This window comes from Streptomyces sp. NPDC007917 (genome assembly GCF_042959105.1).
GTDB lineage: Bacteria > Actinomycetota > Actinomycetes > Streptomycetales > Streptomycetaceae > Streptomyces.
The window spans coordinates 98,983-110,713 of the sequence record NZ_JBIBKK010000021.1 but is presented as its reverse complement, the minus strand read 5'-3'; the positions used below and the strand labels follow the sequence as shown (position 1 = coordinate 110,713).

The window sequence follows — 11,731 nt, the reverse complement described above, 5'->3', positions numbered from 1 at the left end:
GTGCACTGTGTGCAAGCACCGCATTACTACGTGTTGGTGGTGGGGTTGCCGGGTGTTCGAAGGGTGGGGCGGGTGAGGGGGTGTGCCGGTCAGTTGACCAGTTCTGTCATGAACTCGCCGACGCTCTTGGCGGCGTCCGATATGCCCTCGAAACCCACCTGGACAAGGTCCGCCGCGCGGGCCGGGCTGTTGATGATCGTGTACAGCACGAAGACGATGAGCATGTAGAGCGCGACTTTCTTCGCCTGTGCCATCTCGTGCTGCCTCCCCGCGTACCTCTGTGCAGTCGCGTGAGTCTATCCACACGTTTGGCGCAGTGGTCTCATCAGTCCTACGAATCAACTCGTGTCTCCCGGCGCCCCTTCCCCCTCCCCCGTACCCGTACGCGGGCACCGCAGGGCACGGTGGTCGTAGCGGTGCATAAAGGTGGATTCTGGAAAGGAAGGGCATCGATCGGGCGAGCGGCCGGAAGGGGGCTCAGATGCACGGGGCTCAGATGCGGGTCGGTGTGCTGACCGGTGGTGGCGACTGCCCGGGGCTCAACGCGGCGATCCGGGCGATCGTCCGCAAGGGTGTACAGGAGCGCGGCTTCGAGTTCGTCGGCGTGCGGGACGGCTGGCGCGGCGCCCTGGAGGGCGGGATCGTGCCGCTGGACATCCCCGCCGTACGCGGCATCCTCCCGCGCGGCGGGACCATCCTCGGCTCCTCCCGGACCAATCCGCTGGGGAGCGAGGACGGGGTGGCCCGGGTGCGGGGGAACCTGGAGGCGTACGGGGTCGACGCGCTCATCGCGATCGGCGGCGAGGACACGCTCGGCGTCGGCGCGGCGCTGGCGGACGAGGGGATCGACGTGGTCGGCGTGCCCAAGACCATCGACAACGACGTCACCGGTACCGACTACACCTTCGGCTTCGACACCGCGGTCAACATCGCGACCGAGGCCATCGACCGGCTGCACACCACCGCCGAGTCGCACACCCGGACGCTGGTCGTCGAGGTGATGGGCCGGCACGCGGGCTGGATCGCCCTGCACTCCGGCATCGCGGGCGGCGCCAACGTCATCCTCATCCCCGAGCAGCCGTTCGACGTGGACCAGGTCTGCGCATGGGTGGAGGACCGCTTCAAGATCCGGTACGCCCCGATCGTCGTGGTGGCCGAGGGCGCGGTTCCGAAGGAGGGCCAGATGGTGGTGAAGGACTCCTCGCTCGACGAGTTCGGCCATGTGCGGCTGTCCGGCATCGGGGAGTGGCTGGCGCGGGAGATCGCCGACCGCACGGGCAAGGAGGCCCGCACCACGGTCCTCGGACACATCCAGCGCGGCGGCACCCCCAGCGCCTTCGACCGCTGGCTGGCGACGCGGTTCGGGCTGCGCGCGATCGACGCGGTGTACGAGCGGGACTTCGGCACGATGGTCGCGCTGCGCGGCACGGACGTCGTGCGCGTACCGCTGTCCGAGGTCACGGTGGGGACCAAGGGCGTGGACCCGGCCCTCTACGCGGAATTCGGCGTCTTCTTCGGCTGAGCCGGGTGCGGCACCACCGCGACCGGACAGGGGGCGTGGTGCAGTACGGCGTGGGCGACCGGCCCCAGGTGCCGCTCGGCGACCCGGTCGGCCGTACGGCGGCCGACGACCAGCAGCAGCGCCCGCGCGGACGATCTGACCAGCGCCTGCGCCGGGTTGAGCAGAACGACGTCCGGGAAGACCTCGACCTGCGGATATCTCATACGCCAGGGACGCAGGGCGTCGGCCACCGCCTGGCCTTCCTGGTCCTCCCACATGCCGCGGTCCTCCTCGAGGACGCCGATCATCCACGCGGAGGGAGCGGCGGCGGGCAGCGCCCACGCGTGCACCACGCGCAGCCGGGCCTCGCGCGCCAGGGCGGCGCGGAAGGCGAATTCGGCGGTTTCGGCCAGGTGGCCGTGGGCGTCGAGGGCGGCCACGACCTCGGCTTCCCCGCTTTCCCCGGCCTCGCCTTGCCCGGCCTCGTCTTCCCCGCCTCCCGCGGCCTCCGGTCCCGTGGCCTGCGGTCCCGTGGCCTCCCTGTCCGCGCCCCGCCCGGCCGCGGGCCCCTCGGGGACCGTCACCACCGGGCAGTCGGCGGCCGTCGCCACCCGCAGCGCCACGGACCCCACCGTCAGCCCGTCGAAGCCGCCCCAGCCGCGCGCCCCCACGACCATGAGCCCCGCGCTCCCCGCCGCCGTGAGCAGGGCCTCGTCCGCGGCCTCGGCGACATGCCCGCCGGTCACCTCCAGGCCCGGATGGCGCTCGGCGAGGTCCGTCGCGGCCTGCCGGATCATCTGCTCGCCGACGTGTTCCCAGGCGTCCGCGCCCGGCACCGGGGTGATCCGGGGCGGAAGCGGCGGGGAGGCGTGCAGGAGCAGCAGCGGAACCGCTCGGTCCAGCGCTTCCCGGGCGGCCCAGTCGGCCGCTGCCAGACTGCGCTCGGAACCGTCGACTCCGGCCACCACGGGGCTGCCGCTCATCGGGACTCCTTCCTGTTGCCTCATTTAGTCTAGGTATGAGGCAAATATCCGTAATAGCGGGCCGAGAAGGGAAGGTGACCGGGGATGAGCGTGCCCGTACGACGAGGACGAGCCGGTTTGCCGGTCGAACAGCGGCTCTCCGGATGGCGGAACCCGCTGGCGGAGTTCGACGAGCTCTTCGACCAGATGGGCACGCTGCTGGAATCCGCCGTCGGCGGTGCCGTGCCGCCCGCCGTGGCGGAACGGGCGTGGACGCCGCCGGTCGAGGTGACCGAGGGCGGCGAGGCGTACGTGGTCGAGCTCGAGCTGCCCGGCGCCCGCCGGGAGGACATCGACATCGAGGTCCGCGCGCGGGAGCTGACCGTCTCCGGTGAGCTGAGGCAGCCGGAGCGCCCCGGGGTGCTGCGCCGCAGCACGCGCCGCACCGGCCGGTTCGAGTTCCGTATGACGCTGCCCGGCGAGGTGAACACCGACAAGGTGAGCGCCAGGCTGGCCGACGGAATCCTCGGCCTGACCATTCCGAAGGCGGAGGCCGCCAAGCCGCGCCGCGTCGAGATCACCGGCGGCGCGCCGTAGGGCGGCGGGCGCGCGGTATTCGGCGGCGGGGCGGGCGCGGAAGCCGGCGGCGGGGCGCGCACGGGCTCCCGCCGCCCGCGCCTGCCCCGTATCCCTTGCCGGTTTCTCTTGCTGGTTGATGCCTGACTCCGTACTCTCCAGCTGACGGACCGTCAGATGAGTGGGCGTCCGGTCCCGCCGGACGCCAGGGGAGAGGACGGCATGACTGGCGAGACGAACGGCGCAACCGAACTGCCCATGGTCATCAGCGTGGACGACCACGTGATCGAGCCCGCGCACCTCTTCGACACCTGGCTGCCCGCCAAGTACCGGGACCGCGGCCCCAAGCCCCTGACCGCCGGGATCGGCGAGCTGGCCTACATCGGCGGCAAGTACCGGATCACCACCGACCCGGACGGCCCGCCGACCGACTGGTGGAGTTACGAGGGGCTGCTCTTCCCGTACAAGCGGATCATCGCGGCCGTCGGCTTCTCGCGCGACGAGATGACCCTCGAAGGCATCACCCGCGACCAGATGCGGCGCGGCTGCTGGGACCCCAGGGCCAGGGTCGCGGACATGGAGATGAACCATGTCGAGGCCTCGCTGTGCTTCCCGACCTTTCCGCGCTTCTGCGGCCAGACCTTCGCCGAGGCCGAGGACAAGGAGGTCGGCCTGGCGTGCGTGCGGGCGTACAACGACTGGATGGTGGAGGAGTGGTGCGGGGACAGCGGCGGGCGGCTGATCCCGCTGTGCCTGATCCCGCTGTGGGACGTGAAGCTGGCGGTCCAGGAGATCCGCCGGAACGCGGCCCGCGGCGTGCGCGCCGTGACGTTCAGCGAGATCCCCACCTACCTGGGGCTGCCGAGCATCCACAGCGGCTACTGGGACCCCTTCTTCGCCGAGTGCGAGGCGACGGGCACGGTCGTGTGCATGCACATCGGGTCGTCCTCCCAGATGCCCGCCGCCTCCCCGGACGCCCCGCCGGCCGTCCAGGCGGCCCTGAGCTTCAACAACGCCATGGCGTCGATGATGGACTTCCTCTTCAGCGGCGTCCTGGTGCGCTTCCCGCGGCTGAAGCTCGCGTACGCCGAGGGCCAGATGGGCTGGATCCCCTACGCCCTGGAGCGCGCGGACGACGTCTGGGAGGAGCACCGGGCCTGGGGCGGGGTGCGCGATCTGATCCCGGATCCGCCGTCCACGTACTACTACCGGCAGATCTTCTGCTGCTTCTTCCGCGACAAGCACGGGGTCGCCTCGCTGGAGGCCGTCGGCGTCGACAACGCGACCTTCGAGACCGACTATCCGCACGTCGACTCGACCTGGCCGCACACCAAGCGGGTCGCGGCCGAGCATGTGACCGGGCTGCCGCCGGAGACCGTCTACAAGATCCTTCGGGGCAACGCGATCCGCATGCTCGACCTGGACTTCGACAAGGACCGCGTGGGCTAACGGCCCTGGGGCTCCAGGGCGGGGACGGCCCGGTGCTCCTCGTGTGACGGGGCCTGCCCGCGCCAGGCGCGGTGGCCGAGCAGGCCGAGCACGGCGAGCAGCAGCCCGGCGCTGGTGATGGTCCCGGCGGTGCGCTGCAGCGCGGTGGCCGTGGACTCGGCCGGGTCACCGGTGGCCAGATAGCGCTCGCGGACCCGGGAGAGCAGGAAGACCTGGTAGTCCATGGCCAGTCCGAAGGCGATGGCGACGATGAGGACGGGGAAGTTCGCGTCCACGGCGCCGATCGCCTCGAAGCCGAGCGGCCCGCTCGCCGATCATGTCGACGATGTCGACCCGCGAGGCGGGCATACCGGTGAACCGCGCCTCGGTCCCCGGGGCTGGGCCTGCACGAGTTCGTCGACCGGCTCGACGACTACGCCCGCGCCGCCGACGCCATCGCCGCGACCGACCTGGACCTCGTCCGCCGCCGCCCCGACATCGACGGCATGGCCGAGGCCGTGATCCTCGGTAACATCCTCGGCGACGCGCTCCTCGTCGCGCTCCGCCGCCTGGCCCAGGTCCACCACTCCGCCGAACTCTTCCACGACGCCCCCACGCCACCGCCCGCCCCGGGCCCACACGGCTGATCCTCACCCGCCCGGGCCACCCGCCCGCCGGACCCGAGGTGCGGGCGGCGCCGGTCATGGCGACGCTGGTCATATGGAGGACAAGACCAGTGACCGGCCCCGTGTGGTGGTGGACGAGCCGCTCGACGGGCGCCGCCGCGTCGTGATCGACGGCGAGGACGTCGGAGTCGTCGTCAGCGCCGACGAACTGCGCGGCGTGCTGCGCCGCGCGGGCCTAATGGCCGAGGAAACCCGCATCGACGACCCGCGGCTCATCGAGTGGCACGGCGGCGGCCCCGACGACTGGCCCGCGGCGTAGCGGCACATGACCGGCGGCGGGGCGCGCCCCTCGACGAGTCGGAAACCGGGCGCACGAGAAGGGCCCAGCCTACTCACGTGAGCAGGCTGGGCCCTTCTCGTACTGCAGAGCGGTAGCGGTGGGATTTGAACCCACGGAGGAGTTGCCCCCTCACACGCTTTCGAGGCGTGCTCCTTAGGCCGCTCGGACACGCTACCGAGAGAGAGCTTAGCGGACGGCCCGGCGTACTTTGAAATCGGTTATGGGCGAGGGGCGCGGAAGAACGCGGTGAGGAGGGCGGCGCACTGGTCTGCGAGGACGCCGGAGACGACCTCGGGGCGGTGGTTGAGGCGGCGGTCGCGGACGACGTCCCACAGGGAGCCGACGGCGCCGGCCTTGTCGTCCGTGGCGCCGTAGACCACGCGGTCCAGGCGGGACAGGACGATCGCGCCCGCGCACATGGTGCAGGGCTCGAGGGTCACCACGAGCGTGCAGCCGGTCAGGCGCCAGCCGCCGAGGCGGCCGGCGGCGTCGCGGAGCGCGAGGACCTCGGCGTGGGCGGTGGGGTCGCCGTGGGCTTCGCGCTCGTTGCGGCCGCGGCCGAGGGGGGAGCCGTCCGGGCCCAGTACGACGGCGCCGACCGGCACGTCGCCCGTCTCCGGCGCCCGCGCCGCCTCCTCCAGCGCGAGGCGCATCGGCGCGCGCCAGGGGTCGCGGAGGGGGTCGGGGGCGGGACCGGAGACGAGGCCGGACAGCGGATCGGTCATGGCACCAGTGTGGGCGACGGCGCGGCCCGGGTCTGCCGTCGAAGGGCGGTCCCCTTGTCGGCGGGCCCTGGGCCGGCCGCGGTCAGCGCACCGCCTCCAGCCCCTCCATGCTGCAGCCCAGCATGTCGGCGATGGATTCGAGCGCGTCCCCGTCCAGGGCCTTCAGCTCCTTCTCGTCCATGCCCAGGTCGGCGAGGATGTCGGCGTCACCGAGCGGGCCCGCCGGGACCGGTGCGTCGTCGGCGTCCTCGTCGTCGTGCGCGTCGGGCTCACCGTCCTCGGTGCCGTCCAGGTCGACGAGGCTGTCCAGATCCTCGTCGGGGCCCCGGCCGAGCAACTCGTCGGTGAGCATCTGGCCGTACGAGCTGCGGGCGGCCGCGGCGGCGTCCGATACATAGATGTGCGGGTCCTCCTCGCCGTCCACGCGGACGACGCCGAACCACGCGTCTTCGTGCTCGATGAAGGCCAGCACCGTGTCGTCGTCTGAGGCCTCACGGGCCAGTTCGATCAGATCCGTCAGGGTCTCCACGTCATCGAGCTCTGTGTCGCTCGCTTCCCACCCTTCTGCGGTGCGCGCGAGCAATGCGGCGAAGTACACCGTGACTCTCCCACTGGTCATAGGCGTGCCGGGGCGGGCGGGACAGTGCCCCACCCCAATCGGAATCGTGACAGAAACCATCGCATCGCGAGAGGTCTTCCGCGCTGCGTCGTGCGCCAGTCCAAAGAGATGTAACTCACGCGGACCGAAACCGACCGGTAGGGCGCCCGCCGTGGGCCTCACCAGCGGAACGTCCGCGGGGGCGGCACCTGGCGCCTCCGGCCCGCCCGGCGCACCGCCGGAAGGGCGGCCGGGCGGCGTGGGTGTCGCCGCCCTCGGTTACTGTCGATGCCATGCGGATCCATGTCGTCGACCACCCGCTGGTGGCGCACAAACTCACCACGCTGCGCGACAGGCGCACCGATTCCCCCACTTTCCGGCGGCTCGCCGACGAACTGGTCACCCTGCTCGCCTACGAGGCGACCAGGGACGTGCGCACCGAACAGGTCGACATCGAGACCCCGGTGACGGCGACGACCGGGGTGCGGCTGTCTCATCCGCGCCCCTTGGTGGTGCCGATCCTGCGGGCGGGTCTGGGGATGCTGGACGGCATGGTGCGGCTGCTGCCGACCGCCGAGGTCGGCTTCCTGGGCATGATCCGCGACGAGGAGACGCTGCAGGCGTCGACGTACGCGACGCGGATGCCCGAGGACCTTTCCGGCCGTCAGGTGTATGTGCTGGACCCGATGCTGGCGACCGGCGGGACGCTCGTCGCGGCGATCAGGGAGCTGATAGCGCGCGGCGCCGACGATGTCACCGCCCTGTGCCTGCTGGCCGCGCCCGAGGGTGTGGAGACCATGGAGCGCGAGCTGGCGGGCGCGCCCGTCACGGTGGTCACCGCCTCGGTCGACGAGCGGCTGAACGAGAACGGGTACATCGTCCCCGGGCTCGGTGACGCCGGGGACCGGATGTACGGGACGGCCGACTGAGCGGCGGCCCGGGTGACCCGAGCGGCCGGGGTGGCCTGAACGGCCCGAGCGGCCTGGCCGGCGCGGTCCGGCCCTGAGCCCGCCGGGCGGCGGGCCGGGGCGTCAGCAGGCCGGGGCGTCAGCAGGCCGGGGCGGAGGGCGACGGCTTCGGTGAGGTCAGGGCGGCCAGTGCCTTGACGGCGTCCCTCTCCTTGACGAGGTTCTTGAAGCCGGTCCCGATGATCAGGTCGACGTCCTTGCCCGAGCGCCCGTCGTTCTTGGTCTGGGCGCCGGCGAGCTGGGTGGCGAGCACGTCGAAGGGCCCGTTGGTGGCCGCCGGGGCGCCGAGCAGTATGCCGGGGGCCTTGACCTTCTTGTCGTACGAGGCGGGCGCATTGCCCACCTTGCCGATCTTGAAGCCGCGTTTCCGCAGCTCGTCGGCGGTGTCCTTGGCCAGCCCCGTGCGCGGGGTGGCGTTGTAGACGTTGACGGTGATCTCGGCGGGCTTGGGCAGCGACTTCGGGGCCTTCTGGGCCGCGCGCGCGGCCTTGCCGGCCTTGTCTGCCTTGCCGGTCTTGTTGTGGTCCGCCGCGGGCTCGCGTTTGCAGTCCGCCGTGCCCCGCGCCGAGCGCACCGTCTTGTCGTCGCCGCCCGAGAACACGTCGATGAGCTGGATCGTTCCCCAGCCGACCAGGCCGAGGGCGACGACCGCACCCATCGCGGCGAACACGAGCCGACGGCGGCCTCGGGGTCGGCGCATACGCGGGTAACGGTTGCCCGTGATGCGGTACTTTCCGCCCATGCCGGGAGGGGTGAGCATGCTCATAGGCGCAGCGTAGTGCGGCTCGGTGACGATGCCTACTAAATGATCAATGGTTGCCGCGCAGCCCAACCCGAAAGGGCCAACGGGCCCGTCGGGGAGGTGTGCGGCGAGCGGGTGGGGCCGGGAGGTGGCCGGCCGGTCAGCCGAGCTCCAGGACGCGCGCGTGCAGCACCTGGCGCTGCTGGAGCGCGGCGCGCACGGCGCGGTGCAGCCCGTCCTCCAGATACAGATCGCCCTGCCACTTCACGACATGGGCGAAGAGGTCCCCGTAGAACGTCGAGTCCTCCGCGAGCAGCGTCTCGAGGTCGAGCTGCTGCTTCGTGGTGACCAGCTGGTCAAGACGTACCGGGCGTGGGGCGACATCCGCCCACTGGCGGGTGCTTTCCCGGCCGTGGTCGGGGTACGGCCGACCGTTTCCGATGCGCTTGAAGATCACACGGAAAGCCTACCGGGCAAGCGGCACCCGGCGCAGCCAAGGCACGGGAGTCCCGGGTGGCTTCGCTCGCCGCGCGCCCGCCCCGGGCCCGTTCCTGGGGCCGCCGCGAGGGGGCAGAAGCGAAAAAGTCGGCAAATCGGGAAAAAATGTTTGAGCGGGACTAGTCGCACAGAAGGTGCGGGAGTAACGTAATTAACAGCCTGCGGGGCGAGCGAGGGAGCTTCGACCGGAGACACGTTCTGGAAAGGGAACAGCGGTTCTCCAGGAAGAAAGGACTCAGGTTCTTCTGAACGGAGGATGTCGGTTCTCCGGAATGGACGCGTCCTAGATGGTCGGGCTGAGAGGCCAGAAGGTCGGGGAGACCGGATGGCGACCTCCAAGACCTGATCCGGACAATGCCGGCGAAGGGAGCCCACCTCGCAGGTTTTGTTCTGCCCGGATTTGGGCGGGGCGGGTCAGCGGGCCGGGCGCCGGCCGCCATGGTGCAGCCGCGTGCCGAGGAAGACCATGTCGGCGAGGAAGACGACCACGCCGATGATCAGCAGGTAGAGCAGCCCGTTGACGACCGCCCCGGTGATCCCGAGCGCGACGGCCGCCAGGAGCAGCAGCCAGAACAGCGTCATCTCGCCCTCTCCCGCTCAGGGGCGGGCGGCTCAGGGGCGGGCCAGCCGCCGCTCGCCGCCGGTGCCCGGCTGATAGCTCAGCTCGTAGTGCCTGAAGACCGCCTCTTCCTCGGTGGCGGGCAGCACCGCGTCGGTCCCGATGGACGGGGCGTCGCGCACCTGATCCCTGGGATAAGTGACCTTGAGGTACCCCGGGCCCACCTTCGCGCCCTCGAGCGGCACGAACACCAGCCGCCGCCGGGTCGGCATGCCGACCGTGATCGTCGCGAAGGCCGGCTTGTCGGTGGCGGTGTCCACATAGATCGACTCCAGCGTGCCGATCTTGCGGCCGCGGCTGTCCACTACGTCGCGGTCACGCCATTTCCGGATGTCGTCGGCCTCGAACACCGTGCCCTCCAAACATCGCCTGCTCTCATCCTCCGACGGCCTCCGCCGGGCGGCCACTCCACGCGCCCGGCGGTTGCGCCGCCCGACGGAGGCCCGGAGCATGGCAGGGGGGGAGGCGATGGCACGGGGGAGGCGATGGAGCCGCGCGGCCGCGCGGTCACCGGCCACGGTCACCGGCCACGGTCACCGGCCACGGAGTCTCGCAGTCACGGAGATCCGTCACGGAGATCCGTGACTGAGATCGGTCACGGAGTCAGTCACGGAGTCCGGTATGGCAGATCGCCACAACCTCGGCCCCTCGTCCCCGCCGCCGCGCTGCCTGGTCACGGGAGCGACCGGCTACATCGGCAGCAGGCTGGTGCCCGAGCTGCTGGCGGCCGGGCACACGGTGCGCTGCCTGGTCCGCTCGCCCGACAAGCTGCGCCGGCACCCCTGGGCGGCGCGGGTGGAACAGGCGCGCGGGGATGTGACCGACGCGCGGTCCGTGCGGGCGGCGATGGAGGGCGTGGACGTCGCGTACTACCTGGTGCACTCGCTGGGGACCGGCCCCGGCTTCGAGGAGACCGACCGCCGGGCGGCCCGGGTCTTCGGGGAGCAGGCGCGCGCCGCCGGGGTGCGGCGGATCGTCTACCTCGGCGGGCTGACCCCCTCCGGGGTGCCCGAGCGCGAACTCTCGCCCCATCTGCGCTCGCGGGCCGAGGTGGGCCGCGTTCTGCTGGCGTCGGGGGTGCCCACGGCCGTACTGCGGGCCGGTGTGATCATCGGCTCGGGTTCGGCTTCGTTCGAGATGCTGCGCCATCTGACCGAACGGCTCCCGGTGATGGTCACCCCGCGCTGGGTGCGCACCCGGACCCAGCCGATCGCCGTCCGCGATGTGCTCCGGCTGCTGGTGGGCTGCGCCCGGCTGCCGTACGAGGTGAACCGCGCCTTCGACATCGGCGGGCCGGACGTGGTCACCTACCGCGAGATGATGCGGCAGTACGCGGCCGTCGCCCGGCTGCCGCGGCGGCTGGTGATCCCCGTGCCGGTGCTCACCCCACGCCTCTCCAGTCTGTGGGTCGGCCTGGTCACGCCCGTGCCGGGCGCCCTCGCCCGCCCGTTGGTGGAGTCGCTGCGGCATGAAGTGGTCTGCCGGGAGGGGGACATCACCCGGTATGTCCCGATGCCTTCGGGCGGCTCCCCGGACGGGTGGCCGGCCGGCCCTCCGGGCGGCCCGCTCTCCCTGGACCAGGCGCTGCGGCTGGCGCTGCGGCCGCCTGCCGCGCCGCCCGAGCCGAGCGACCCGCTGCCGACGGACCCGCCCTGGACGGGCGGCAGCCGCCGCGTCGACCACCGCGAGCGGGTGGTGGACGCGGCGCCGGATGAGCTCTGGCAGGCGGTGGAGGGGATCGCGCGCGGGCGGCGCTGGCAGTCCCTGCCGCCCGCCTGGGCGCTCTACGGCTGGCTGGACACGGTGGTCGGCGGTGTGGGCCTGCACCTGGGCCGCCGGGAGGCGGTGCCGCTGCGGGCCGGGGACCGGCTGCGCTTCTGGCGGGTGGAGGAGGTGGAGCCGCGGCGCCGGCTGCGGCTCAGGTCCGAACTGCCACTGCCCGGACCGGCCTGGCTGGAGATCTCCGTGGGCGGGGACGGGGCGGGCGGCGCGGTGTACCGGCAGCACGCCGTCTTCGAACCGCACGGGCTGACCGGCCAGTTGTGCGGCTGGACCGGCGCGGCCTGCGGCGGTCTGGTCTTCGACGGCATGGCCCGGAACGTCGCCGCCCGGGCCGAGGCGCACGCGGCCGTGCCCGGCTGAGCGTGG

The 11,731-nt window shown here is 72.0% G+C and carries 16 protein-coding genes, 1 tRNA gene and 1 riboswitch; of the genes, 7 read left to right on the top strand and 10 right to left on the bottom strand.

The window, feature by feature from the left end:
* Positions 1-89: 89 nt before the first annotated feature.
* A complete protein-coding gene (locus ACFZDL_RS33160) occupies positions 90-254 on the bottom strand; it encodes a hypothetical protein (RefSeq protein ID WP_179285724.1) in 165 nt (54 codons plus the stop codon).
* 242 nt (positions 255-496) lie between these two features.
* On the opposite strand from ACFZDL_RS33160, the gene ACFZDL_RS33155 reads away from it, so the two are divergent.
* A complete protein-coding gene (locus ACFZDL_RS33155; RefSeq protein ID WP_353590461.1) occupies positions 497-1,522 on the top strand; it encodes a 6-phosphofructokinase in 1,026 nt (341 codons plus the stop codon).
* Here the strand turns inward: ACFZDL_RS33155 and ACFZDL_RS33150 are convergent.
* The gene (locus ACFZDL_RS33150) at positions 1,492-2,484 is read right to left on the bottom strand and encodes a universal stress protein (protein ID WP_353590254.1); all 993 of its coding nucleotides are present in this window, start codon (positions 2,482-2,484) and stop codon (positions 1,492-1,494) included. The two genes, ACFZDL_RS33155 and ACFZDL_RS33150, sit on opposite strands and share 31 nt — an antisense overlap.
* A gap of 84 nt (positions 2,485-2,568) precedes the next feature.
* On the opposite strand from ACFZDL_RS33150, the gene ACFZDL_RS33145 reads away from it, so the two are divergent.
* Positions 2,569-3,060 (top strand): Hsp20/alpha crystallin family protein, encoded by a 492-nt coding sequence (locus ACFZDL_RS33145; protein ID WP_353590255.1) that lies wholly within the window; start codon positions 2,569-2,571, stop codon positions 3,058-3,060.
* A 201-nt stretch (positions 3,061-3,261) separates the two neighbouring features.
* Entirely contained in the window at positions 3,262-4,488 is a 1,227-nt protein-coding gene (locus tag ACFZDL_RS33140) for an amidohydrolase family protein (protein WP_353590256.1), read from the top strand.
* On the opposite strand, the gene ACFZDL_RS33135 is transcribed toward ACFZDL_RS33140, so the two are convergent.
* Entirely contained in the window at positions 4,485-4,763 is a 279-nt protein-coding gene (locus tag ACFZDL_RS33135) for an MMPL family transporter (protein WP_353590257.1), read from the bottom strand. The two genes, ACFZDL_RS33140 and ACFZDL_RS33135, sit on opposite strands and share 4 nt — an antisense overlap.
* 210 nt (positions 4,764-4,973) lie before the next feature.
* Here ACFZDL_RS33135 and ACFZDL_RS33130 point away from each other — a divergent pair, with 210 nt between their 5' ends.
* Positions 4,974-5,114, top strand: coding sequence for a hypothetical protein (locus tag ACFZDL_RS33130; RefSeq protein WP_353590258.1), 141 nt, complete (start codon positions 4,974-4,976; stop codon positions 5,112-5,114).
* 73 nt (positions 5,115-5,187) lie between these two features.
* Positions 5,188-5,412 (top strand): hypothetical protein, encoded by a 225-nt coding sequence (locus tag ACFZDL_RS33125; protein ID WP_353590259.1) that lies wholly within the window; start codon positions 5,188-5,190, stop codon positions 5,410-5,412.
* Between the two features lie 110 nt (positions 5,413-5,522).
* Here the strand turns inward: ACFZDL_RS33125 and ACFZDL_RS33120 are convergent.
* The 3 genes from ACFZDL_RS33120 to ACFZDL_RS33110 form a co-directional block, all read right to left on the bottom strand.
* Positions 5,523-5,609: transfer RNA gene (locus ACFZDL_RS33120), tRNA-Ser, on the bottom strand.
* Positions 5,610-5,651: 42 nt separating this feature from the next.
* The gene (gene tadA / locus ACFZDL_RS33115) at positions 5,652-6,158 is read right to left on the bottom strand and encodes a tRNA adenosine(34) deaminase TadA (RefSeq protein ID WP_353590260.1); all 507 of its coding nucleotides are present in this window, start codon (positions 6,156-6,158) and stop codon (positions 5,652-5,654) included.
* Between the two features lie 82 nt (positions 6,159-6,240).
* Positions 6,241-6,777, bottom strand: a complete 537-nt coding sequence (locus ACFZDL_RS33110; protein WP_353590261.1) for a hypothetical protein — start codon at positions 6,775-6,777, stop codon at positions 6,241-6,243.
* Positions 6,778-7,049: 272 nt separating this feature from the next.
* On the opposite strand from ACFZDL_RS33110, the gene upp reads away from it, so the two are divergent.
* Positions 7,050-7,685 (top strand): uracil phosphoribosyltransferase, encoded by a 636-nt coding sequence (gene upp, locus ACFZDL_RS33105; protein WP_353590262.1) that lies wholly within the window; start codon positions 7,050-7,052, stop codon positions 7,683-7,685.
* Between the two features lie 118 nt (positions 7,686-7,803).
* On the opposite strand, the gene ACFZDL_RS33100 is transcribed toward upp, so the two are convergent.
* The 4 genes from ACFZDL_RS33100 to ACFZDL_RS33085 all read right to left on the bottom strand — a co-directional run bounded on the left by ACFZDL_RS33100 (position 7,804) and on the right by ACFZDL_RS33085 (position 9,933).
* Positions 7,804-8,490, bottom strand: coding sequence for a LytR C-terminal domain-containing protein (locus ACFZDL_RS33100; protein ID WP_353590263.1), 687 nt, complete (start codon positions 8,488-8,490; stop codon positions 7,804-7,806).
* A 136-nt stretch (positions 8,491-8,626) separates the two neighbouring features.
* The gene (locus ACFZDL_RS33095; protein WP_003986294.1) at positions 8,627-8,923 is read right to left on the bottom strand and encodes a type II toxin-antitoxin system VapB family antitoxin; all 297 of its coding nucleotides are present in this window, start codon (positions 8,921-8,923) and stop codon (positions 8,627-8,629) included.
* A gap of 282 nt (positions 8,924-9,205) precedes the next feature.
* A riboswitch (TPP riboswitch) is annotated at positions 9,206-9,350 on the top strand.
* Between the two features lie 28 nt (positions 9,351-9,378).
* Positions 9,379-9,546 carry a hypothetical protein gene (locus ACFZDL_RS33090; RefSeq protein ID WP_353590264.1) on the bottom strand — a complete coding sequence of 56 codons (168 nt, stop codon included), beginning with the start codon at positions 9,544-9,546 and terminating at the stop codon, positions 9,379-9,381.
* Positions 9,547-9,576: 30 nt separating this feature from the next.
* The gene (locus ACFZDL_RS33085; protein WP_353590265.1) at positions 9,577-9,933 is read right to left on the bottom strand and encodes a PRC-barrel domain-containing protein; all 357 of its coding nucleotides are present in this window, start codon (positions 9,931-9,933) and stop codon (positions 9,577-9,579) included.
* Positions 9,934-10,204: 271 nt separating this feature from the next.
* Between ACFZDL_RS33085 and ACFZDL_RS33080 the strand changes: the two genes are divergently transcribed.
* Complete coding sequence (locus tag ACFZDL_RS33080; protein ID WP_353590266.1) at positions 10,205-11,725, top strand: DUF2867 domain-containing protein; 1,521 nt, start codon at positions 10,205-10,207, stop codon at positions 11,723-11,725.
* The last annotated feature ends 6 nt before the right edge of the window (positions 11,726-11,731 follow it).

Bases quoted from the DNA above. Each gene is read 5' to 3' on its own strand.
- ACFZDL_RS33160 (WP_179285724.1), bottom strand. From the start codon at position 254: ATGGCACAGGCGAAGAAAGTCGCGCTCTACATGCTCATCGTCTTCGTG.
- ACFZDL_RS33155 (WP_353590461.1), top strand. From the start codon at position 497: ATGCGGGTCGGTGTGCTGACCGGTGGTGGCGACTGCCCGGGGCTCAAC.
- ACFZDL_RS33150 (WP_353590254.1), bottom strand. From the start codon at position 2,484: ATGAGCGGCAGCCCCGTGGTGGCCGGAGTCGACGGTTCCGAGCGCAGT.
- ACFZDL_RS33145 (WP_353590255.1), top strand. From the start codon at position 2,569: ATGAGCGTGCCCGTACGACGAGGACGAGCCGGTTTGCCGGTCGAACAG.
- ACFZDL_RS33140 (WP_353590256.1), top strand. From the start codon at position 3,262: ATGACTGGCGAGACGAACGGCGCAACCGAACTGCCCATGGTCATCAGC.
- ACFZDL_RS33130 (WP_353590258.1), top strand. From the start codon at position 4,974: ATGGCCGAGGCCGTGATCCTCGGTAACATCCTCGGCGACGCGCTCCTC.
- ACFZDL_RS33125 (WP_353590259.1), top strand. From the start codon at position 5,188: ATGGAGGACAAGACCAGTGACCGGCCCCGTGTGGTGGTGGACGAGCCG.
- tadA (WP_353590260.1), bottom strand. From the start codon at position 6,158: ATGACCGATCCGCTGTCCGGCCTCGTCTCCGGTCCCGCCCCCGACCCC.
- ACFZDL_RS33110 (WP_353590261.1), bottom strand. From the start codon at position 6,777: ATGACCAGTGGGAGAGTCACGGTGTACTTCGCCGCATTGCTCGCGCGC.
- upp (WP_353590262.1), top strand. From the start codon at position 7,050: ATGCGGATCCATGTCGTCGACCACCCGCTGGTGGCGCACAAACTCACC.
- ACFZDL_RS33100 (WP_353590263.1), bottom strand. From the start codon at position 8,490: ATGAGCATGCTCACCCCTCCCGGCATGGGCGGAAAGTACCGCATCACG.
- ACFZDL_RS33090 (WP_353590264.1), bottom strand. From the start codon at position 9,546: ATGACGCTGTTCTGGCTGCTGCTCCTGGCGGCCGTCGCGCTCGGGATC.
- ACFZDL_RS33080 (WP_353590266.1), top strand. From the start codon at position 10,205: ATGGCAGATCGCCACAACCTCGGCCCCTCGTCCCCGCCGCCGCGCTGC.